The organism is Aquimarina sp. EL_43 (genome assembly GCF_943422735.1).
In the GTDB taxonomy this organism is placed as follows: Bacteria; Bacteroidota; Bacteroidia; order Flavobacteriales; family Flavobacteriaceae; genus Aquimarina; species Aquimarina megaterium.
The window spans coordinates 1,917,312-1,937,615 of sequence record NZ_CALSBR010000001.1 but is presented as its reverse complement, the minus strand read 5'-3'; the positions used below and the strand labels follow the sequence as shown (position 1 = coordinate 1,937,615).

Sequence of the window (20,304 nt, the reverse complement as noted above, 5' to 3'; positions counted from 1 at the left end):
TTAACGTATTTTAAGTTCTGTTTGGTTTTTAATAGGATTATGCACTAATTCTACAATACCACTATCAAAAAGTCTTATCACTTTTAGCATCATTACTCTTTATAGTTTGTATTTTTGTGTGTGCAAAAAGAAAATTATGAGTAAAGGAGTTCTCCTTGTTAATCTTGGATCACCAGATAGTACTGATCCAAAGGATGTAAAAAAATATCTTGGTGAATTTTTGATGGACCCCAGAGTAATCGATGTTCCGTTATGGGCGCGAACATTACTGGTAAAAGGGATTATCTTAAATACCCGGCCGAAAAAATCGGCAGAAGCTTATAAAAAAATCTGGTGGGATGAAGGTTCTCCCCTAATTGTACTATCAGAAAGATTACAAAAAAAAGTAGTAGATCGTACTTCAATCCCTATTGCTTTAGCAATGCGCTATGGTTCGATGAATATCAAAAAGGGATTACAGGGATTACACGACAAAGGTGTAAATGAGGTCATGATTATTCCGCTTTACCCTCAATTTGCTATGGCAACTACCGAAACTATTTTAGTTCTTGCCGAAAAATTGCAAAAAGAACATTTCCCAAATATGAAACTTGTTGATGTTCCTGCTTTTTATAATAAACCCGAATATATTAATGTCCTTTCAAAAAGTATAACCGAAAAACTAGAAGGTGTTGAATATGAACATCTTTTATTTAGTTACCATGGAGTACCCGAGAGGCATATTAGAAAAAGTGACATTAGCAATGGAAATTGCAAAATGGATGGCAAATGTTGCTTTAAAAAAGGATCAGAACAACATAAGTTTTGCTATCGTCATCAATGTGAAATGACAACTGTACAAGTAGCAAAAAAACTTGGGCTTAAAAATGGAACTTACTCTACTTCCTATCAATCCCGCTTAGGCTTTGATCCATGGTTAAAGCCTTATACCGATCGTACTATAGAACGTATGGGAAAAGAAGGAATAAAAAAAATGGCTATCGTAACTCCTGCATTTGTATCAGATTGTCTGGAAACTTTAGAAGAAATAGCCATGGAAGGGGAAGAAATTTTTCACGAAGTTGGGGGCAAAGAATTCACAACCATTCCTTGTCTTAATGATCGTGATGATTGGGCAGATCTACTTGCAAATTGGGTAAATGAATGGGTTACTGTTAAAACCCAAACGGTATAATGGCAAAAATAACTTCTGAAGCTCTGGGGATAGAGCCTATTGGGAAATTACTAATAAAACAAGCAGTCCCAGCATCTATTGGGATATTGGTGATGTCACTTAATATTCTAATAGATTCGATCTTTGTTGGTAACTGGATCGGTTCTATCGCCATTGCAGCTATTAATGTAGTACTTCCCGTATCCTTTTTTATTGCTGCATTAGGGATGTCTATAGGTGTAGGAGGTTCTAGTATAATTTCTAGAGCATTAGGCGCTAATAATAAAGAAAAAGCGCTCAAAACCTTTGGAAACCAGATTACTCTTTCCCTGCTTTTTATGGTTTCTTTGGTTGTCTTAGGTTTGGTTTTTGTCGATGATATTATTCCAAAATTTGGTGGTAAAGGAGATATTTTTGAACCCGCAAAAATCTACTACACTATTATTTTATATGGTGTACCCATCCTAGGTTTTGCTATGATGGGTAATACGGTGATCAGAGCAGAAGGAAAGCCAAAATTTGCTATGACGGCTATGATCATCCCTACAGTTGGTAATCTGTTTATGGACTATCTTTTTATTAACGTAATGGATATGGGAATGCACGGTGCTGCATGGGCGACAACAGGCTCGTATCTTGCTTGTTTTTTATATATTTTTTGGTTTTTCAGTTCTAAAAACTCTGAATTAAAGATTAGTCTTCGTCATCTTGGTCTACAAAAAGAGATCGTTTCAGAAATTGCTTCACTTGGTGGAGTAACCCTGGCCAGGCAAGCCGTAGTAAGCATTACCTATTTATTAATGAACAATATTTTATTTGACCTCGGGCAAGAAGGCCTGGTAGCTGTATATGCTATTATTGGTCGAATGCTAATGTTTGCTTTGTTTCCTGTATTTGGAGTTACACAAGGGTTTTTACCCATTGCTGGATATAATTATGGTGCGCAACATTATCCTCGTGTTAGAGAATCTATTAATACCGCAATCAAATATGCTGCGATTTTGGCATCATTAGTTTTTATTGGGTTAATGATTTTCCCGGCAGAAATAACAACTTTATTTCTGAGTAACAACCCTAATCTAGCTCCCAAAGAATTAGCTCTAAATCAATATGTATTATCTCATACTGCAGAACCTATGCGATGGGTGTTTGCAGCTACTCCTATTATTGCGCTTCAGCTTATAGGAGCAGCCTATTTTCAGGCTGTAGGAAAAGCAATTCCTGCTTTATTACTTACCTTATCAAGACAAGGGTTCTTTTTTATTCCTTTGATTTTGATTCTTCCTAAGTTTTATGGTGAATTAGGAGTTTGGATTTCTTTCCCGATTGCAGACATATTAGCAACCATTGTTACTGGGTATTTCCTGAACCGGGAAGTGAGAACTAAACTTATTACAAAAAGTAATTAGTTATTTTTACTTTTTGGTTGTAGCAGCTTTGCTAATAATTTTCCACTCTCCATCAATCTTTTTCAGAAGAAAAATATCGATATATCGTACATCTTTACCTTCTATTAAAATTTCAGCTTTTGCCATAGCAATATCATTTTCTCTGTCTACAGATAATATTTTACCTGTTCTGCCATTAAATTTTCCTTGCTCCCTTTTTTCAAACCATGAAGCATATTCTTTAATGGGTACAATCCATAATTTTTTCTCTTTATGAGTAAGAAACAAATTCGCTTCATCATAAAAAGCTTCTTTAATCACTTCTGGTTGGCTGTATGAGGTTCCCTTCAGATATTTATTAATCGAAGAGCGTATATTATCATCTTCTGATTGTGCAATGGAGATGTTACAACTAACTAAAAATAGGGTTATCCAAAAATAGGTTTTCATGTGTTTTTGTTTATTTATATTAAGGTTATTGATTATTTTTTATTCTTAAGATTTTTCCATTAGATTCATCGGTTAGCAAATAGAGTTTTCCTTCTGGGCTTTGCGCTATTTTTCTGGATCGTATTCTATCGTTAGTAAATAATTCTTCGGTACTTTTTATAGTTTTATTTTCAATTCTAAATCTCCACATACTTCCTCTACTCAACCCAGGAACCAGTAAATCATTTTTCCATTCGGGAAATTCATCACCTGTATAAAATAGGAGTCCAGTAGGTGCAACAGTATGCTGCCAATACCAAATGGGATCAGTAAATACAGCTCCTTCAATTTTAGGAGGATAATACTCTTTACTTCGATAGCCTCCTGTAGTTATAATAGGCCAGCCATAATTAGCTCCAGGTTTTAGCATATTAATCTCGTCCCCTTGTCGGGTGCCATGCTCGCTAAACCATATCTCACCCGTTTCTGGATGTGTTGTTATCCCTTGTGCAGCTCTAATTCCGATTGCATAAACTCCAGGAACCGCGGTTGTACCAAAATCAGGGTTATCATCAGGTATACTTCCATCAGGGTTTATTCGATAGATTTTCCCTCGTTTATCGGTTATATCTTGAGCAATAGGCATTTCGGGTTCATCAATTTCTTTATATAACCGTTCCCCCATGGTAATGTATAATTTACCATCAGGTCCAAAAGTCATCCCTCCTCCATAATGAAAATATTCTCTTGTAAAAGGCCCCGCTTCGAGCAATGTTTTTATAGTAACTAAGGAATCATTTTTTAGTACTGCACGCACTACTTTTGTGGCACTTCCTTCTCCTTTTCTTTTTGCAGCATACGAAAGATATACGTATTTATTGTTGTTGAAATCGGGATCCAACAATACTTCAAAAATACCAGAATTATCGCCTCCTGTAATGACTCTAATACTATCAGTAAGGTCACGTGGAAACCCTTTAATACTTCTTTTTTCTTTTGAAATAAGGTTTACTTTAACCAAATCTCCATCCTTTTCAGATATCAGAACTTCATCTTCTGATAAAAAAGCTATACTCCAGGGATGCTTAAGGCTATCTATTATGATTTCTTTTGTTGGATGTGTTTTTGTTTGTAAAACTTCTGAAGGTTTTTCAATTTTAGTGCAAGCTATCACAATCAAAAACAGTAAGAATATTGATTTATTCATTGATGTCATTTTAAATTTTTCTGAACGCAAAATCCAAAAGACTAGATCAAAATCCTTTAAAAAACACGATCTTTAAAACGAAAAATCAATTAAGCAGCACTATATTGAGTTCTATACTGTGAAGGTGTAAGCTTAGTTTCAGCCTTAAAAGCAAGATTAAAAGATGTAACATTACCAAAACCGCAATCATAAGCTATGGTTGCAATTTTTTCTAATGCATACTCAGAATCTACCAGCAATTTTTTGGCTTTTGTTATTCGAAAATGATTTACAAACTCAGAGAAATTCTTTTGCTCATTCTCATTAATCACCTGAGATAGTTCTCTAGAGGGAACTGATAATTTTTCTGCTATAGTCTTTAACGAAATACTACTATCTAAATAAATCTTCTCATTCTCAAATAGTTCCTTTACCCGATGAAGTAATTCTTTAGAGGTTTCTCGATCAATTTTAGAGTTGCTATATTTTTCTAAAGCAAAAACATGTCTTTTTAAAAGCAAGTAAGAAAACATATATATTAAAAATGAAAAAGAAATAGCACCTAAAATATAAAATGGAATAAGCCTTAGGAAAATACCTACATACAGTGCCCAAATCAAGCTAACTCCAACCACAATATTTCTATACCATTTTAAAAGTTGAGGATTTGCGCCGTTTGTGATTTTTAAAATAGTTTTCCAGCAAATGAATAGATAGATACCAAAATGAAGGAGAACTAAAGAATATGCAACAAATGAGAGCACATCCCCATTATTAGGAATAAAAGGACTACACAAAACAAATAATCCAAAAGGCAGTAAATGAATGTAGTGTTGGTTCGAAAATGTTTGTTGTTTCTCAAAAAGAGCTTTTCCATAAAACCAAAGAAAAGGACCTACTGCCAATATAGTCGAAATCGCTAGATTCCTTAATCTGGGATCAACATCTATATAATTATGAAAAACAGATTTCCCTATTCGTATTGTTAATCCTAAGAGCACCAAAGCCAAAAATATATTCGCTTTTCTATTTCCTTTTTTAAGCGTAAAAAGATAAAAACATAAGAAAAGAGCCTGGATAACTCCCAAACAACTTAAGACAAGTATAAAACCTTCTATAACCATGCTTCAAAATTAGAAATGATCTCAATAGCTAAGGTTAAAATTACGTGAAAATCTTTTGGAATAATTTTTAATTCCTGACTTTAGTATCCCATCAAATCTATTTTATCTGTAATTTCTCTGAAAACGCAAGGCTTTTAAATTAAATCTCAACTAACTATGCATTCACAATTCGGTAGCCTAATTCTTACACTCTTTTTTGCTTTCTCAACTATTTTCACATCCAACTCTCAAACATATAATCAGGAACTTTATGACGCTCTAGAATATAGACTTATTGGACCGTTTCGTGGCGGTCGAAGTGCTGCGGTAACCGGAGTACCGGGAAAACCTAATCTATTTTATTTTGGAGCTACTGGTGGCGGAGTATGGAAAACTACAGACGGAGGACGTACCTGGAAAAATATCTCTGATGGTTTCTTTGGAGGATCAATTGGTGCTATTGCCATATCTAAAAGTGATCCTAATGTAATCTATGTCGGTGGTGGAGAAAAAACATTGCGAGGAAATGTATCTTCGGGTTATGGTATCTGGAAAAGTGTTGATGCTGGTAAAACGTGGATACAAGCTGGTCTTCCTAAAAGCAGACATATCCCGAGAATAACTATTCACCCTACTAATCCTGATATTGTATATGCTGCAGTATTGGGTAATATATATAAACCTACTCAAGATCGTGGTGTATATAAAAGTATTGATGGAGGAACAACATGGAATAAAGTACTGTTTGCAAATCAGGATGCTGGAGCAGTAGATCTAACTTTAGACCCTAATAATCCTCGAATTTTGTATGCTTCAACATGGAATGCAAGAAGAACACCATATAGCCTTAGTTCTGGAGGAAAAGGTTCTGCTCTTTGGAAAAGTACAGATAGTGGACAAACATGGAATGAGATTTCGCAACACAAAGGATTCGCCAAAGATACTTTAGGAATAATGGGAGTAACTGTTTCTCCTGTAAATAGTGAACGGGTGTGGGCTATTGTAGAAAATAAAGAAAAAGGCGGGGTATATCGCAGCGATGATGGAGGAGACACCTGGAGCCAATTAAACAGCAGCAGAAGCTTACGTCAACGTGCATGGTATTATAGTCGTATTTATGCCGATCCTCAAGATATCGATGTTGTCTATGTCGTTAATGTATCTTATCATAAAAGTAAAGACGGGGGTAAAAATTTTAGCAGTTATCGTGCTCCGCATGGGGATCATCACGATCTATGGATTGCTCCAGAAAATCCAAAACGTATGGTAATTGGCGATGATGGTGGTGCACAAGTTACATACGATGGTGGCGAAACCTGGAGTACGTACCACAATCAACCCACTTCACAGTTTTACAGAGTGACTACCGATAATAGCTTTCCTTATAGAATCTATGCAGCTCAGCAAGATAATTCTACTATACGTATCAATCATAGAAGTACAGGATGGAGTATTTCTGAAAATGATTGGGAAAGTACTGCCGGAGGGGAATCTGCCCATATTGCTGTCGATCCTAAAGATAACGATATTGTTTACGGAGGAAGTTATGATGGCTTTCTTACCCGGGTAAATCATAAAACAGAAACCGTACGCTCTATTAGTGTATGGCCAGATAATCCTATGGGCCATGGAGCAGAGGATATGAAATATCGTTTTCAATGGAATTTCCCAATACTATTCTCTAAACATAATCCAAACAGACTATATACATTCTCTAATCATGTTCATGTCACCGAAAATGAAGGACAAAGTTGGGAAGTGATTAGTCCCGATTTAACCAGAAATGACCCTGATAAACAAAAATCTTCTGGAGGTCCTATTACACAAGATAACACATCTGTAGAATATTATTGTACTATTTTCGCAGCAGCAGAAAGTCCTGTCAAAGAAGGTTTACTTTGGGTAGGAAGTGATGATGGTCTTGTGCATGTAAGTCAGGATGGAGGAAAATCCTGGAACAATGTAACGCCAAAAGGCATGCCAGAATGGATGATGATCAATAGTATCGAACCCAGTGCTTTTGCAGAAGGTACATGTTATATCGCCGGTACGAAATATAAATCAGGGGATTTTGCTCCTTATCTATATAAGACTACCGATTATGGTAAATCATGGACAAAAATTACAAACGGAATCAAAAACGAACATTTTACACGGGTGCTTCGTGAGGATCTCAATCAAAAAGGATTATTATATGCAGGCACAGAAACAGGTATGTATATCTCTTTTAATGATGGAGCAAACTGGGAATCTTTTCAATTGAATTTACCTATTGTACCTATTACAGATCTAACCATTAAGGATAATAATTTGATTGTTGCTACGCAAGGAAGAAGTCTCTGGATAATTGATGATTTAACAGTCTTACATCAGTTAAACAATACTATGAAAACTCAAAATCATATTCTATATAAACCTAAGAATTCGTATCGTATGGGTGGAGGAAGTGTTAAAGATTCTAAGACAGCAGGAACTAATCATCCCGCTGGTGTTATGACATATTTCTATCTCAAAAATTATGATACAGCAAAAGATACAGTTTCTTTAACCTATTTTAATACTAAAAATGATACCCTAAAATCATTTAGTACCAAAGCAAAAGAGAAAAAAGATCAATTAAAAATAGAGAAAAAAGGAGCACAACTATTTACTTGGAATATGAGAGGTGATGGAGCAGAAAAATTAGATGGTATGATTCTCTGGTGGGCAAATCTTAATGGTCCAAAAGCTGTCCCTGGCAACTATAATGTAAGCCTTGCAGTAAATGGAAAAGAAGTATCTAAACAACCTTTTATTATTGTTTCCGATCCCAGGACAGAAGCATCACCACAACAAATGAAATCACAATTTGATTTTATTACCAGTATTAATAAAACAGTCGACAGAGCGCATAAATCCATAAAGAAAATCAGAAAAATTAATGCTCAACTTAAAGCATTTTCAACACAGTACAAAGACAACTCTGCAACTAAAGATCTGGTTAAAAAAGCTTCAGACTTGCAAAAACAATTTGGCGAGATCGAAAAAGCATTATATCAAACCAAAAACAAAAGTAACCAGGATCCTTTAAACTTTCCTATTAAACTTACCAATAAACTAGGGCACCTAAATTCTCTGGTAGGGATGGGAGATTTTGGTCCTACAGAACAAGATATTGCTGTAAAAAATGAACTTACTAAAAAGATCAATGATCAATTAGCCAATTTTGACAAATTAATTACCGAAGAAATTAAACGTTTTAATACAGAGTTCAATACCTTGCAGCTTAATTATCTTTTTGTAGAAAAATAAATGCTCGAATATTATAATTATATAAAATCCCTGCACCTGATCTTTGTGATCACATGGTTTGCCGGGTTATTTTATATTCCCCGACTATTTATCTATCAAATAGAAGCTTCTCAAAAGCCTCTACCTGATCGAGACATACTAGGCAAACAACTTAAATTAATGGCTAAACGTCTTTGGTTTATTATCACCTGGCCTTCTGCTATATTAGCAACTTTATTTGCAATTTGGTTACTTATTTTAATGCCTGCTTGGCTACAACAACCTTGGATGCATGTTAAGCTTGGATTTGTAGTTTTACTTATTATGTATCATCTTAAGTGCCATCATATCTATAAACAACTGCAGCTTGATATAGTAAAATGGTCATCTGGGCAAATGCGAATGTGGAATGAAGGTTCAACAATTATTCTCTTTTCGGTCATTTTTCTGGTTATCGTTCGAGATGCAGTGAACTGGATATATGGAGTTGTAGGCATACTATCACTTGCAATTATACTTATGATGGGCATTAAACTTTATAAAAGAATTCGGGATAGGAATCCTGACGCATAATATCGATTGAACTTTATCTCGAAAACATATCATACCAAATTAGGAAAACCTCTTTTAATTAGAGAAGCAACCTCGGCAGATGCCAAGCAATTATTAGCATTAAAACTAGAGTATCTTAAAAACACTAGTACTATTCCTTTGTTTGATTACGAATACTCTAATACGATAAAAGAAGAAAGTGAGCTTATTCAAAACCTTCATCAACAATCCAATAGTTTATTATTAGTGGCCGAAAGTGACGGTGATATTATTGGAAACATAGACCTTACAGGTAGTTGGCGTAAAAAAATGCAACACACTGCCATGATTGGAATGGGAATTCATACCCAATGGCAAAACCAGGGCATAGGTACTCTTTTGATTCAAAATGTATTAGAATGGTCAAAAGAAAATGAAATATTAAAAGTACTATGGTTAGAAGTTTATGCCACCAATCTTCCTGGTATTAGTTTATATAAAAAAATGGGATTCAAGGAATCCGGAAATATTGAGAATTTTTTTCTAGAAGAGGAAAAATATATAGATAAAATCACGATGATTATTAATCTTTGAGATTACTTTTTCTCGAAGTTTGGTAGTAACACAAAAATAAAAAGACTGTCCAAAATATTTTTTTCAGACAGTCTCTTAATTTATTAGTGTATTCGATTAGTTACACAATCTGTTATTTCTATTGCTGTACATTCGTCTTACAGCTCTTATGTCAAAATTCGAAACATTATTGGCATTAAATACCACATTCGGGTTTGATCCAGAAGTCATAATCGAATTAGGATCTACATTAGGTGTTCCTGGTATTTGCGTACCAAAAAATCCTTGCTCTGCATGAAGAAACCCAATATTATGCCCAATTTCATGAGCTAATATGTTCCCCCATTCTCTAGCCGTTACCGCATCCCCATCTATACTAGGTTCATTAAGATTTAATATAATCAAACCTCCTTCTACTCCATTAGTAGGGAATTCTCCAAGACCCCAGCCTCCTATTTCACCAGGATTCGACAAACGAACCAAAATATCGGGATTGTTATTTACAGGTATCAAACGTAAAGTTGTTCTATTAACTCTATTCCATAAGTCAATACCTCTTTGAAATCCTCTTCCGGCGGCATTATTACCTAAAGCATTCTGAATACGAATATTACCTGCCCTGTTGCAATCAACAATGGTATAAAAAGCTTGTTTTTGAAAGTTATTTTCTTTCAATGTTTCTTCGGTGATAAAAATATCTCCGTCTACAATATATCCTCCTTTAGCGGATGCAACGGATGTTTTATCCGTGTCAAACCCCATACGCTGTAATTTTGATAAAATTTCGGGAGATATATCCTCTTGTGTAATTGTAGTGTCTTGTTGAATATCATTTTCAACGTCACTGGAACATTTTGTCATACCGATAGCAATAACTACCAGCATAGCTAATTTAATAGTTTTCATAATGAGTATATTTAAGTTGAACCCTAAAACTATTAAAACACTAATTATAAAACAAATAAATTGTTACATATTTAACTTTTTTGTGTTATTTGTATATTTTTAAACACTTCGTTTTTAGCTAATCAAAAAAATAAAGACAACGGTCATGGATTATCAAATTTGGTTTTATGAGTTAAGATGCCGTTGTTAAGACTTTTCATTATCTTCGTGCAACTTTTAGCATAATTCTATGATCAAATCTATGACAGGCTTCGGGAAGTCTATCCTTCAGCTACCTACAAAAAAAATAACGATTGAGGTTAAATCACTTAATAGTAAAAACTTAGATCTTAATGCAAGAATCCCTTCACAATACCGCGAAAAGGAGCTTGAAATGCGAAATACTATTGCAAAAAAACTAGCAAGAGGTAAGGTTGATTTTGGATTATATGTTGAAGCAACAGGAGAAGAAACATCAAACAAGGTTAATGAAGCTATTGTAAAAGAATACATTAGACAATTATCAAATGTACACGAAGGTGACACTATAGAGTTATTAAAAATGGCCGTTCGTATGCCTGATGCTTTAAAAACAGAACGTGAACAAATCGATGAGCAAGAATTTAATGCGATAAAAGATGAGCTTACCAAAGCGTTAACAGCGATAGAGAATTATAGAATCGATGAAGGAAAAGCATTAGAAAAAGATTTCAATATTCGTGTTAAAAATATAAGCGAACTTCTTGATAGAGTTATACAAATGGATCCCGAACGTATGGAAGCGGTTAGAGAACGACTACACAAAGCTGTATCTGATTTAAAAGAAGAGGTCGATCAAAATCGTTTTGAACAGGAGTTGATTTATTATCTTGAGAAATTTGATATTACAGAAGAAAAAGTTCGATTGGCAAATCATTTAGAGTATTTTACTACTACGTTAGATTCTTCGGATTCTAATGGAAAGAAGCTTGGTTTTATCACTCAGGAAATAGGTCGTGAAATTAATACTATTGGCAGTAAATCTAATTATGCTCCTATGCAACAACTAGTAGTTCAGATGAAAGATGAACTCGAAAAAATTAAAGAACAATTACTAAACGTGTTGTAAATGAACCAAGGTAAACTTATTGTACTTTCGGCACCTTCTGGAAGTGGAAAAACTACTTTAGTTAAATACTTGCTTAATCAAGAAGAATTAAATCTCGGATTTTCTATTTCTGCAGCTTCTCGACAGCCTCGCGGAGGAGAAGTTCATGGAAAAGATTATTACTTTTTATCATTAAGAGAGTTTAAAGACAAGATTAAAGCCGAAGAATTTCTAGAATGGGAAGAGGTATATCGGGATAATTTTTATGGAACATTAAAAACCGAAGTACAACGGCTTTGGGATAACGGCAAACATGTGATTTTTGATATCGATGTTGTGGGTGGTTTAGATATTAAAAGGATATATCCAGATCGTACGTTGGCAATTTTTGTAAAACCACCTAGTATTGAAGAACTCAAAATTCGTTTGAAGAAACGTAAAACTGAATCCGAAGATAAAATCAATATGAGAGTTGCCAAAGCCTCTACCGAAATGGCTACTGCTCCTCAGTTTGACGCTATCATAACGAATGATGATCTAGAAAAAGCTAAAAACGAAGTATATCAACTGGTTAAAAAGTTTCTTTTCAAATAGGTTTCCAGACGTAGGAGTTCTTGTTTTACAGGAATAAAAAAATGATTGTTTTCTATGAAAAAAATCGGATTGTATTTTGGGACGTTTAATCCCATTCACATCGGTCATTTAGCAATCGCCAATCATATGGCTGAGTTCTCTGATCTTGATGAGTTATGGATGGTGGTAACTCCTCATAATCCTCATAAGAAGAAAAGTTCGCTACTAGATAATCATCATCGCTATGAGATGGTATATCGAGCAACACAATCGTATACAAAATTAAAACCTAGTGATGTAGAATTTAAACTACCACAACCTAATTATACCGTGCATACACTTGCACACTTACAGGAAAAATACCCGAAGGATCAATTTCATCTTATTATGGGAGAGGATAACCTAAAGAGTTTTCATAAATGGAAAAATCATGAAGTTATTCTCGAAAACCATAACATCTATGTATATCCAAGAATTGCTGAAGGAATTGTAGCATCTCAATTTACAGATCATCCCAAAATACATCGAATTGATGCTCCTATTATGGAAATCTCCTCGACATTTATTCGAAAAGCTATTTCTACAAATAAAAATGTAAGACCTTTACTTCCACATCCTGTATGGGAATATATTGATGAGATGAATTTCTACAGGTAGGAGAATATATTAATTAGGTAAAAAAAAGACCTCATGATTATATACTTATGAAGTCTTTATCCTTTTTATTCATCTAATTTATTTTCCTGGGAAATCAGCTCTACGTTTCTCTAAAAACGCTGTAGTTCCTTCTTTAAAATCTTCGGTACCAAAACAGTTTCCGAATTGTTGAATCTCTGTTTCATATCCATTTACACCATCTTCATACCCAGAATTTATAGCTTTAATGGCTGCACCAATTGCTACAGATGAGTTTCTCATAATTTTTCCTGCTAACTTTTCTGCTAATGGTATTAATTCATCCAGAGCGGTTACATAATTTACCAACCCGTATTGCAATGCATGATTAGCATCGATCATTCCTGCAGTCATTATCATCTCCATAGCTCTGCCTTTACCAACTAACTGTGGCAAACGCTGTGTGCCACCATAACCAGGTATTACTCCTAAAGAAACTTCTGGTAATCCCATTTTTGCATTATCACTAGCAATTCTAAAGTGCGCCGCCATAGCTAATTCTAAACCACCACCCAGTGCAAATCCATTTACAGCAGCAATTACTGGTGTAGAAAGATTGGCAACAAAATCAAAAAGTAGCTCTTGTCCTTTTGTGGCCAGGTTCCCTCCTTCTGATACCGAAAAATCTGCAAATTCACTAATATCTGCACCTGCAACAAATGCTTTTTCACCACTTCCGGTAATGATAATAACTTTAGTATCTGTATCGAGATTGGCAACTCTAAAAGCTGCATGCAATTCCTGAATAGTTTCTTTATTAAGAGCATTTAATTTTGATGGACGATTGATCGTAATCTTAGTAACCCCGTGATCCTGAGATGTTAGAATATTATTATACATTGTAATTTATGTTGTTTATTATATGTTGTTTATTGTTTTATAAATCTCTTTCAAAATACAGGCAAAAATACATCCATATTCCAAAATCTTCTGTATCAGTAGATGATAACATTTGTATTAGAAATCATCGAAGTAAGGTATTATTCTTTTGGAAATCTAACTTTAAAAACAGTGCCTTTTCCTTCTTTTGATGTAAAGGTAATACTTCCATTATAGGTTTCCACAATATTTTTCACCATTCCTAATCCAAGTCCCATACCGCTGGTTTTGGTTGTGAATTTAGGTTCGAAAACCTTCTTCGTATTTTCTTCGGTTATCCCAATTCCATTATCAGCGACTGTAATAAGAACTTCTCCATTCTCTGAGAATACATCCACAATAATTTTGGGGATACGATCCTCGGGAATTGCCTGTATACCGTTTTTTACTAAATTGGTGACTACTCTTATCAATTGTGTTCTATCAAACTTAGCAATGATTTTTTCTTTTTCTGAAGGAAAAATAATATAGTCTTCGTTAAAAATATCCAATGCCAGCCCTATGATCTTTACCACATCTAGGGTCTCACTTTTTTGTGCAGGCATCTGTGCAAAATTAGAAAATGCAGAAGCGATAGAACTCATCGTATCGATCTGCTGGATCAAAGTATCGCTATATTCCTGAACTTTTTGTTGAATTTTAGGATCATTGGGATCAAATTTACGTTGAAAACTCTGCACTGTTAATCGCATTGGTGTTAAAGGATTTTTAATTTCGTGCGCTACCTGTTTTGCCATTTCTCTCCATGCTGCTTCTCTCTCGCTTTTGGCAAGCATTGCAGCACTTTGTTCAAGTTCATCGATCATACTATTATAGGCATTTACCAGTGAATAAATTTCTTCACTTGCATCACCAATATCTATTCGTTTATTTCGCTTATCTAATCGGGTCTGGTCTATAGTTTCGGAAATTGTCTTTAAGGATCTCGTAATGTACTTTGACAAAAAATAAGCCAGAACAATTGCCACTAAAAGCATTAGTAAATACACCTGCCCCAGACGTTGCAAAAACTCTAACAATTCTCTTGTGATTAAATCATCATCTTCAAGATATGGTAAATGTAGAATCCCTAAAGGTTTTGATTTAACATCTGTAATATAGGTATAGGATGTTAAAAATCGTTCTCCATTTTTTTCAGATTTTACCAAATACTTCTTATTATAAAGCGAAGCCAATGTATCTAAAATAATAGGGTTGATTTGGATATCGGTAGTATCTTTTGCAAATCCACCTTCTGATTTAACCAATAATTTTCCCGTAAGCCCATAAATATTAATAGGCATAGAATGTTCTTCAGAAATTTGATAAATACGATCTTTTTCTCTAAAAATTAATGCTATATTTTCCTTATTTACAGGATAAGTTGTCCTTTTTAATACATTATTAATTGTAATCTGAATTCGTTCTTCTTTTCTTTCTAATCGTCCCTGATGATATTCTTCTGCCTCTTCTTTATATTGATAGATCGTAACGGCAGCAATCAAAATTGAAGCTAGTAATACCAAGATAGTCATGGAAATAAAAATTCGTGTACGAAGAGAAAGTTTTAGTAGCCTCATAATATATTTTGACAGGTAAAGATAACAAATATCACACCAAAATAGTTGCAAAAAGAAATCTGTGAAAGCGTTGAATTTCCTAAATTTACCTAACGTTTAAGTTATGGATAATACTACACTGCTTTCTGTACAAAATCTTTGTGTCTCTTTTTTATCTGAAGAAAAAGAAAATCAAGTACTCTACGACATCTCTTTCGACATTCATAAAAATGAAATATTAGGAGTTGTAGGTGAATCTGGAAGCGGAAAATCTGTAGCTTCATTAGCCATCCTGGGGCTACTACCTAATAAAATTTCTAAAATCACTAAAGGGAATATTATCTATGATGGTATCTCTTTATTAAGTTTTAATGAAAAAGAATATAGGGCGATTCGTGGTAATGAGATCGCTATGATTTTTCAAGAACCTATGAGTTCTTTAAACCCTTCTATGAAATGCGGAAAGCAAGTTGCAGAAATCTTATTTCAGCACACATCACTGTCTAAAACAGAAATAAAAACAGAAGTACTTTCTTTATTCGAAAAAGTAAAACTTCCCGAACCTGATCGGGCATACAAATCATATCCTCATCAATTAAGCGGAGGTCAAAAACAACGCATCATGATTGCTATGGCTATTGCTTGTAAACCAAAGCTTCTTATTGCAGATGAACCTACAACGGCACTTGATGTAACAGTACAAAAAGAAATTATCGGCTTATTAAAAAGCCTGCAGGAAGAATATAAAATGAGTATTTTATTTATTTCTCATGATCTCTCATTAGTTTCAGAAGTTGCAGATCATGTTTTGGTTATGTATCAAGGAAAGATGATAGAATACGGAACAACCGATACTATTTTTCACACTCCTCAAAAAGAATACACCAAAGCATTAATTAATGCAAGGCCCCCAATGAATGTTAGATATCAAAAACTACCAACTATTGCGGACTTTTTTGAGGATACAGGTCAAAAAAAGGAAATCATTACTAAAGAACAGCGACAACAGCATCATCAAAACTTGTATAGTCAACCACCTCTACTAGAAGTTATAAATGTAGAAAAAAGTTATTTTTCTAAGGTTGGTTTATTTGGAAAAGCAGAATTTAAAGCTGTAGATGATGTGAGTTTTAAGCTCTATGAAGGTGAGACTTTGGGACTCGTAGGAGAATCTGGTTGTGGTAAATCCACTTTAGGAAATACCATTTTACAATTAGATAAAGCCAATAGAGGTCAGGTTATATACAAAGGGCAAGATATCACACAATTATCATCTTCTGAGATACGAAGTCTTCGAAAAGAAATTCAGTTAATATTTCAAGATCCTTTTGCATCGCTCAATCCAAGATTAACTGTTGGAAAAGCAATTATGGAACCTATGCAGGCACATAATTTATACGACAATGACAAAGAACGAAAGCAAAAAGTAATAGAATTGCTAGAACGAGTAAGCTTAACCGAGGAACATTTTAATCGTTACCCGCATGAGTTTAGTGGTGGACAACGACAACGCATCGGTATTGCGCGTACAATAGCTTTACAGCCAAAACTTATTATCTGCGATGAGTCTGTAAGCGCGTTAGATATCTCTGTACAAGCACAAGTACTTAACTTACTAAATGAGTTAAAAAGTAATTTTGGTTTTACCTACATCTTCATATCACATGATCTGGCTGTAGTAAAATATATGTCTGATCAGTTATTGGTCATGAATAAAGGTAAAATAGAGGAACAAGGAGATGCGGATTTGATTTATGAAAACCCAAAAAGAGACTATACCAAAAAACTAATACATGCGATCCCGCAGGGAAAATAAGGCGTGAGTCCCCACAATTATTCAAGAAACGAAACGCCGTATATAAAAAAAACCTGTTAAACTTATACAGGCTAACAGGTTTCATTCATCGCGACTTGGGGAGGTTGCGATTAATTAACAACAAAAAATCACATCAACAAAAATACTTTTTTCGCCACATAAACACAGTTTGAAATCAATTCCATTGTAGGTTTGATCGATTTCTGTAGACGATTTATACGTTTTTTCATAATAGGGGAAACTTGTGTGGGTTAATAATTTTTTTAATCCTTATAAAAAATAATGTTTATAGGGGGCATTATTTTTTATCGGGACACTAATATGCAAAATATTTTCAACAATAACGTTTAAATACACAAAAAAATCGATAAAATACACTAAATTTTAACATTTAAATGCGTATTGTTAGTTTTTAAGGCTTAAAGCAAAGGTTTAAGGGTACACGAATCCACTTGAAAGTGTAGTATTTTTCTTTCAAAAACAAGATAATAGGATCCTGTTATACCTAAACGACTCTTTTATTAATTTATTATTCGTAGAGACTTAATTATTATTCGTTACCATATTCCTAGAATTAGATTTAAATCAATCTAATATCATTTCAGGAATATCCCCTTCAATTATGAGGTTTCCTTCTGTGGCATTCTTAATTTCTTCTACAGATACTCCAGGGGCTCTTTCTAAAAGTTTAAAACCTTTATCGGTGATTTCTAGAAAAGCCAGGTTTGTAACTATTTTTTTTACACAACTAACTCCTGTAAGCGGAAGTGAACATTTTTTTAGCAATTTAGACGCCCCTGCTTTATTGGTATGCATCATGGCCACAATAATATTCTCTGCACTTGCTACTAGATCCATTGCTCCTCCCATTCCTTTTACCATTTTACCTGGGATCTTCCAGTTTGCTATATCTCCTTCTTCAGAAACTTCCATCGCTCCTAAAATTGTTAAATCAACGTGTTGTCCTCGAATCATCCCAAAACTCATTGCAGAATCAAAAAATGATGCTCCCGGCATTGTAGTAATAGTTTGTTTTCCCGCATTTATAATATCGGCATCTTCTTCTCCTTCAAAAGGAAAAGGTCCCATTCCTAGGACTCCGTTTTCACTTTGAAACTCTACTTCTATACCTTGAGGGATATAATTGGCAACCAATGTAGGTATACCTATTCCCAGGTTTACAAAATATCCGTCCTGTAGTTCTTTAGCAATACGCTTCGCAATTCCGTTTTTATCTAACATAATTATTTTCTTCTAATCTTATATGAATTAAAATGATTGGTTGACTTACTTTCCTGAATCCATATTAATAATGGTATAGAGATCACAGCCAAAGCCATAAGACCATAAAAACTTAAAAGAACAATAGCTACTACTCCACTTATTATAAGTGCAAAGAGTATTTTTCTATTATCAACAACCGCATCTATTCTATTAATATGTTTTTTATCTTCTTTATTACAATACTTGCATGTAACCTGTACTTCATCACCAATTTTCATTTGTAATTCACCTCTGGTTGCTGTTACTGGTTTAAATTTATTTTGAATCTTACATTGAGAGCATGTAAATTCTAATTTCATCTGTTTATATATTTATTGTTTTTTAATGGTCAGATGGAATCGCCATAGAATCATTTCGGTTGGGTATCAACCTAATTGTTATGGCTTATTTCATACTTACTAATTTAAATTGGGCTGAGGCGTCATCCTTAAATAAGGTTTTATCTCTTTATGCCCTTTGGGGAATAATTCGGCTATTTCTTCATTAAGTACAGAGGGCACAATAACGCAATCTTCTCCAGGATTCCAATTTGCTGGTGTAGCTACTTTATGATATGCCGTTAACTGAAGCGAATCAATAACGCGTAATAACTCATCAAAATTTCTTCCGGTAGAAGCTGGATATGTTATTGTAAGTTTGATCTTTTTATCTGGTGCTATTACAAAAACAGAACGTACTGTTAGTTGACTATCTGCATTAGGATGAATCATATCATATAATTCTGATACTTTTCTATCCTCATCGGCGATGATAGGAAAATTAACTGTTGTGTCTTGTGTTTCATTAATATCTTTAATCCACCCATGATGAGATTCTAAGCCATCTACACTCAATGCAGCAACTTTTACATTGCGTTTATTAAATTCATTTGTGTATTTTGATACTGTACCTAATTCTGTAGTACAAACAGGAGTATAATCCGCCGGATGCGAAAATAGAATTCCCCAATCTTCTCCCAACCAATTATGAAAATCTATTTCTCCTTCTGTAGTTTGCGCAATGAAGTTTGGTGCTTCATCTCCTAATCGTAATGCAGCCATGATTTGTGTGTGTTTAAGGTTTTAAAAACAAATACTATTATTTTGAAGTGGTTACTCTTTTTTCAATAGACGATAAAAATAATTTTACATCTATCAAAAAAGATTAAACTTCTTCTTTTTTACGAACGGTACGTTGCTCGATTCTTTTTTCATAATCTTGTCCTTGAAAAATTCGTTGAACGAATATACCTGGAATATGTATATGGTCTGGATTTAAGGTTCCTGCGGGAACTAATTCTTCTACCTCGGCCACTGTTATTTTTGCAGCACCGCACATACAAGGATTAAAGTTTCTTGCCGTTCCTTTAAAGATCAAATTCCCAGCTTCATCGCCTTTCCAGGCTTTTACAAATGCAAAATCGGCTTTAAATGCGTGTTCTAACACATACATTTTGCCATTAAACTCTCGAGTTTCTTTTCCTTCGGCTACTTCGGTGCCGTAACCTGCTGGGGTATAAATTGCAGGAAAACCTCCCTGAGCTGCACGACATCTTTCTGCCAACGTTCCTTGTGGGATAAGTTCTACATCCAATTCGCCACTAAGCATCTGACGCTCGAATTCATCATTTTCTCCTACATAAGAAGAGATCATTTTTTTGATTTGTTTCTTTTGAAGTAGAAGCCCCAATCCAAAATCATCAACCCCTGCATTATTGGATATACAGGTAAGACCTTTGACATTTGATTTTACAAGCTCTGTAATAGTATTTTCAGGAATACCGCATAGGCCAAACCCTCCAAGCATAAAGGTCATATCATCTTTGATACCAACCAAAGCTTCGGTAACATTGGATACCGTTTTACGAATCATAGTGTTCTAATTTTAGCAGACTAAAAGTACTAAAAAAAACAGTATCTCATCTTTTGAAATTAGATAGTTTTAAGATTTTTTTA

Annotated in this window: 19 protein-coding genes; 9 read left to right on the top strand and 10 right to left on the bottom strand. The window is 34.3% G+C overall.

The genetic code is table 11. The annotated features are described in order from the left end of the window. Window positions 1-136 precede the first annotated feature (136 nt). Together hemH and NNL09_RS08800 are read left to right on the top strand one after the other, a co-directional pair. The gene (gene hemH / locus NNL09_RS08805) at window positions 137-1,174 is read left to right on the top strand and encodes a ferrochelatase (RefSeq protein ID WP_196910912.1); all 1,038 of its coding nucleotides are present in this window, start codon (window positions 137-139) and stop codon (window positions 1,172-1,174) included. Next, window positions 1,174-2,562: an MATE family efflux transporter gene (locus tag NNL09_RS08800; RefSeq protein ID WP_025665241.1), complete on the top strand. Its 1,389-nt coding sequence runs from the start codon at window positions 1,174-1,176 to the stop codon at window positions 2,560-2,562. Before hemH ends, NNL09_RS08800 begins: the two co-directional genes overlap by 1 nt. 6 nt (window positions 2,563-2,568) lie before the next feature. On the opposite strand, the gene NNL09_RS08795 is transcribed toward NNL09_RS08800, so the two are convergent. The 3 genes from NNL09_RS08795 to NNL09_RS08785 all read right to left on the bottom strand — a co-directional run bounded on the left by NNL09_RS08795 (window position 2,569) and on the right by NNL09_RS08785 (window position 5,280). Continuing rightward, the gene (locus NNL09_RS08795) at window positions 2,569-2,991 is read right to left on the bottom strand and encodes a nuclear transport factor 2 family protein (protein ID WP_025665242.1); all 423 of its coding nucleotides are present in this window, start codon (window positions 2,989-2,991) and stop codon (window positions 2,569-2,571) included. A gap of 25 nt (window positions 2,992-3,016) precedes the next feature. Further along, window positions 3,017-4,177, bottom strand: coding sequence for a PQQ-dependent sugar dehydrogenase (locus tag NNL09_RS08790; RefSeq protein WP_196910913.1), 1,161 nt, complete (start codon window positions 4,175-4,177; stop codon window positions 3,017-3,019). Window positions 4,178-4,266: 89 nt separating this feature from the next. After that, a complete protein-coding gene (locus NNL09_RS08785) occupies window positions 4,267-5,280 on the bottom strand; it encodes an AraC family transcriptional regulator (RefSeq protein ID WP_196910914.1) in 1,014 nt (337 codons plus the stop codon). Window positions 5,281-5,436: 156 nt separating this feature from the next. Here NNL09_RS08785 and NNL09_RS08780 point away from each other — a divergent pair, with 156 nt between their 5' ends. Genes NNL09_RS08780 through NNL09_RS08770 form a run of 3 tightly spaced genes read left to right on the top strand, consistent with a single transcriptional unit; the run spans window position 5,437 to window position 9,654 of the window. Next, the gene (locus NNL09_RS08780; protein WP_196910915.1) at window positions 5,437-8,550 is read left to right on the top strand and encodes a glycosyl hydrolase; all 3,114 of its coding nucleotides are present in this window, start codon (window positions 5,437-5,439) and stop codon (window positions 8,548-8,550) included. After that, entirely contained in the window at window positions 8,551-9,102 is a 552-nt protein-coding gene (locus NNL09_RS08775; RefSeq protein ID WP_196910916.1) for a CopD family protein, read from the top strand. It abuts the gene before it with no gap. Between the two features lie 6 nt (window positions 9,103-9,108). After that, the gene (locus tag NNL09_RS08770) at window positions 9,109-9,654 is read left to right on the top strand and encodes a GNAT family N-acetyltransferase (RefSeq protein WP_196910917.1); all 546 of its coding nucleotides are present in this window, start codon (window positions 9,109-9,111) and stop codon (window positions 9,652-9,654) included. A 96-nt stretch (window positions 9,655-9,750) separates the two neighbouring features. On the opposite strand, the gene NNL09_RS08765 is transcribed toward NNL09_RS08770, so the two are convergent. Next, a complete protein-coding gene (locus tag NNL09_RS08765) occupies window positions 9,751-10,539 on the bottom strand; it encodes a hypothetical protein (RefSeq protein ID WP_196910918.1) in 789 nt (262 codons plus the stop codon). A 229-nt stretch (window positions 10,540-10,768) separates the two neighbouring features. On the opposite strand from NNL09_RS08765, the gene NNL09_RS08760 reads away from it, so the two are divergent. From NNL09_RS08760 to nadD, 3 genes are read left to right on the top strand one after another with little or no spacing between them, the layout of a single operon-like run. Then, the gene (locus tag NNL09_RS08760) at window positions 10,769-11,626 is read left to right on the top strand and encodes a YicC/YloC family endoribonuclease (RefSeq protein ID WP_196910919.1); all 858 of its coding nucleotides are present in this window, start codon (window positions 10,769-10,771) and stop codon (window positions 11,624-11,626) included. Continuing rightward, complete coding sequence (gmk, locus tag NNL09_RS08755) at window positions 11,627-12,199, top strand: guanylate kinase (protein ID WP_196910920.1); 573 nt, start codon at window positions 11,627-11,629, stop codon at window positions 12,197-12,199. It begins immediately after the preceding gene. Between the two features lie 54 nt (window positions 12,200-12,253). Next, entirely contained in the window at window positions 12,254-12,835 is a 582-nt protein-coding gene (nadD, locus tag NNL09_RS08750; protein WP_196910921.1) for a nicotinate (nicotinamide) nucleotide adenylyltransferase, read from the top strand. A gap of 78 nt (window positions 12,836-12,913) precedes the next feature. Here nadD and NNL09_RS08745 read toward each other — a convergent pair whose 3' ends face one another. Both NNL09_RS08745 and NNL09_RS08740 read right to left on the bottom strand, forming a co-directional pair. Continuing rightward, on the bottom strand, window positions 12,914-13,693 hold the full coding sequence (locus tag NNL09_RS08745; RefSeq protein WP_196910922.1) for an enoyl-CoA hydratase/isomerase family protein: 780 nt from the start codon (window positions 13,691-13,693) through the stop codon (window positions 12,914-12,916). A gap of 140 nt (window positions 13,694-13,833) precedes the next feature. Continuing rightward, entirely contained in the window at window positions 13,834-15,291 is a 1,458-nt protein-coding gene (locus NNL09_RS08740) for an ATP-binding protein (RefSeq protein WP_025665253.1), read from the bottom strand. A 103-nt stretch (window positions 15,292-15,394) separates the two neighbouring features. Here NNL09_RS08740 and NNL09_RS08735 point away from each other — a divergent pair, with 103 nt between their 5' ends. After that, entirely contained in the window at window positions 15,395-17,086 is a 1,692-nt protein-coding gene (locus NNL09_RS08735) for an ABC transporter ATP-binding protein (protein ID WP_196910923.1), read from the top strand. A 585-nt stretch (window positions 17,087-17,671) separates the two neighbouring features. On the opposite strand, the gene NNL09_RS08730 is transcribed toward NNL09_RS08735, so the two are convergent. The 4 genes from NNL09_RS08730 to NNL09_RS08715 all read right to left on the bottom strand — a co-directional run bounded on the left by NNL09_RS08730 (window position 17,672) and on the right by NNL09_RS08715 (window position 20,221). Then, entirely contained in the window at window positions 17,672-18,328 is a 657-nt protein-coding gene (locus tag NNL09_RS08730) for a CoA transferase subunit B (RefSeq protein WP_025665255.1), read from the bottom strand. 2 nt (window positions 18,329-18,330) lie between these two features. After that, entirely contained in the window at window positions 18,331-18,669 is a 339-nt protein-coding gene (locus tag NNL09_RS08725; RefSeq protein ID WP_025665256.1) for a hypothetical protein, read from the bottom strand. A 99-nt stretch (window positions 18,670-18,768) separates the two neighbouring features. Next, window positions 18,769-19,410, bottom strand: coding sequence for a peroxiredoxin (locus tag NNL09_RS08720; protein ID WP_025665257.1), 642 nt, complete (start codon window positions 19,408-19,410; stop codon window positions 18,769-18,771). Between the two features lie 103 nt (window positions 19,411-19,513). After that, on the bottom strand, window positions 19,514-20,221 hold the full coding sequence (locus NNL09_RS08715; protein WP_025665258.1) for a CoA transferase subunit A: 708 nt from the start codon (window positions 20,219-20,221) through the stop codon (window positions 19,514-19,516). Between the last annotated feature and the right edge of the window lie 83 nt (window positions 20,222-20,304).

Bases quoted from the DNA above. Each gene is read 5' to 3' on its own strand.
- hemH (WP_196910912.1), top strand. From the start codon at position 137: ATGAGTAAAGGAGTTCTCCTTGTTAATCTTGGATCACCAGATAGTACT.
- NNL09_RS08800 (WP_025665241.1), top strand. From the start codon at position 1,174: ATGGCAAAAATAACTTCTGAAGCTCTGGGGATAGAGCCTATTGGGAAA.
- NNL09_RS08795 (WP_025665242.1), bottom strand. From the start codon at position 2,991: ATGAAAACCTATTTTTGGATAACCCTATTTTTAGTTAGTTGTAACATC.
- NNL09_RS08790 (WP_196910913.1), bottom strand. From the start codon at position 4,177: ATGAATAAATCAATATTCTTACTGTTTTTGATTGTGATAGCTTGCACT.
- NNL09_RS08785 (WP_196910914.1), bottom strand. From the start codon at position 5,280: ATGGTTATAGAAGGTTTTATACTTGTCTTAAGTTGTTTGGGAGTTATC.
- NNL09_RS08780 (WP_196910915.1), top strand. From the start codon at position 5,437: ATGCATTCACAATTCGGTAGCCTAATTCTTACACTCTTTTTTGCTTTC.
- NNL09_RS08775 (WP_196910916.1), top strand. From the start codon at position 8,551: ATGCTCGAATATTATAATTATATAAAATCCCTGCACCTGATCTTTGTG.
- NNL09_RS08765 (WP_196910918.1), bottom strand. From the start codon at position 10,539: ATGAAAACTATTAAATTAGCTATGCTGGTAGTTATTGCTATCGGTATG.
- NNL09_RS08760 (WP_196910919.1), top strand. From the start codon at position 10,769: ATGATCAAATCTATGACAGGCTTCGGGAAGTCTATCCTTCAGCTACCT.
- gmk (WP_196910920.1), top strand. From the start codon at position 11,627: ATGAACCAAGGTAAACTTATTGTACTTTCGGCACCTTCTGGAAGTGGA.
- nadD (WP_196910921.1), top strand. From the start codon at position 12,254: ATGAAAAAAATCGGATTGTATTTTGGGACGTTTAATCCCATTCACATC.
- NNL09_RS08745 (WP_196910922.1), bottom strand. From the start codon at position 13,693: ATGTATAATAATATTCTAACATCTCAGGATCACGGGGTTACTAAGATT.
- NNL09_RS08740 (WP_025665253.1), bottom strand. From the start codon at position 15,291: ATGAGGCTACTAAAACTTTCTCTTCGTACACGAATTTTTATTTCCATG.
- NNL09_RS08735 (WP_196910923.1), top strand. From the start codon at position 15,395: ATGGATAATACTACACTGCTTTCTGTACAAAATCTTTGTGTCTCTTTT.
- NNL09_RS08730 (WP_025665255.1), bottom strand. From the start codon at position 18,328: ATGTTAGATAAAAACGGAATTGCGAAGCGTATTGCTAAAGAACTACAG.
- NNL09_RS08725 (WP_025665256.1), bottom strand. From the start codon at position 18,669: ATGAAATTAGAATTTACATGCTCTCAATGTAAGATTCAAAATAAATTT.
- NNL09_RS08720 (WP_025665257.1), bottom strand. From the start codon at position 19,410: ATGGCTGCATTACGATTAGGAGATGAAGCACCAAACTTCATTGCGCAA.
- NNL09_RS08715 (WP_025665258.1), bottom strand. From the start codon at position 20,221: ATGATTCGTAAAACGGTATCCAATGTTACCGAAGCTTTGGTTGGTATC.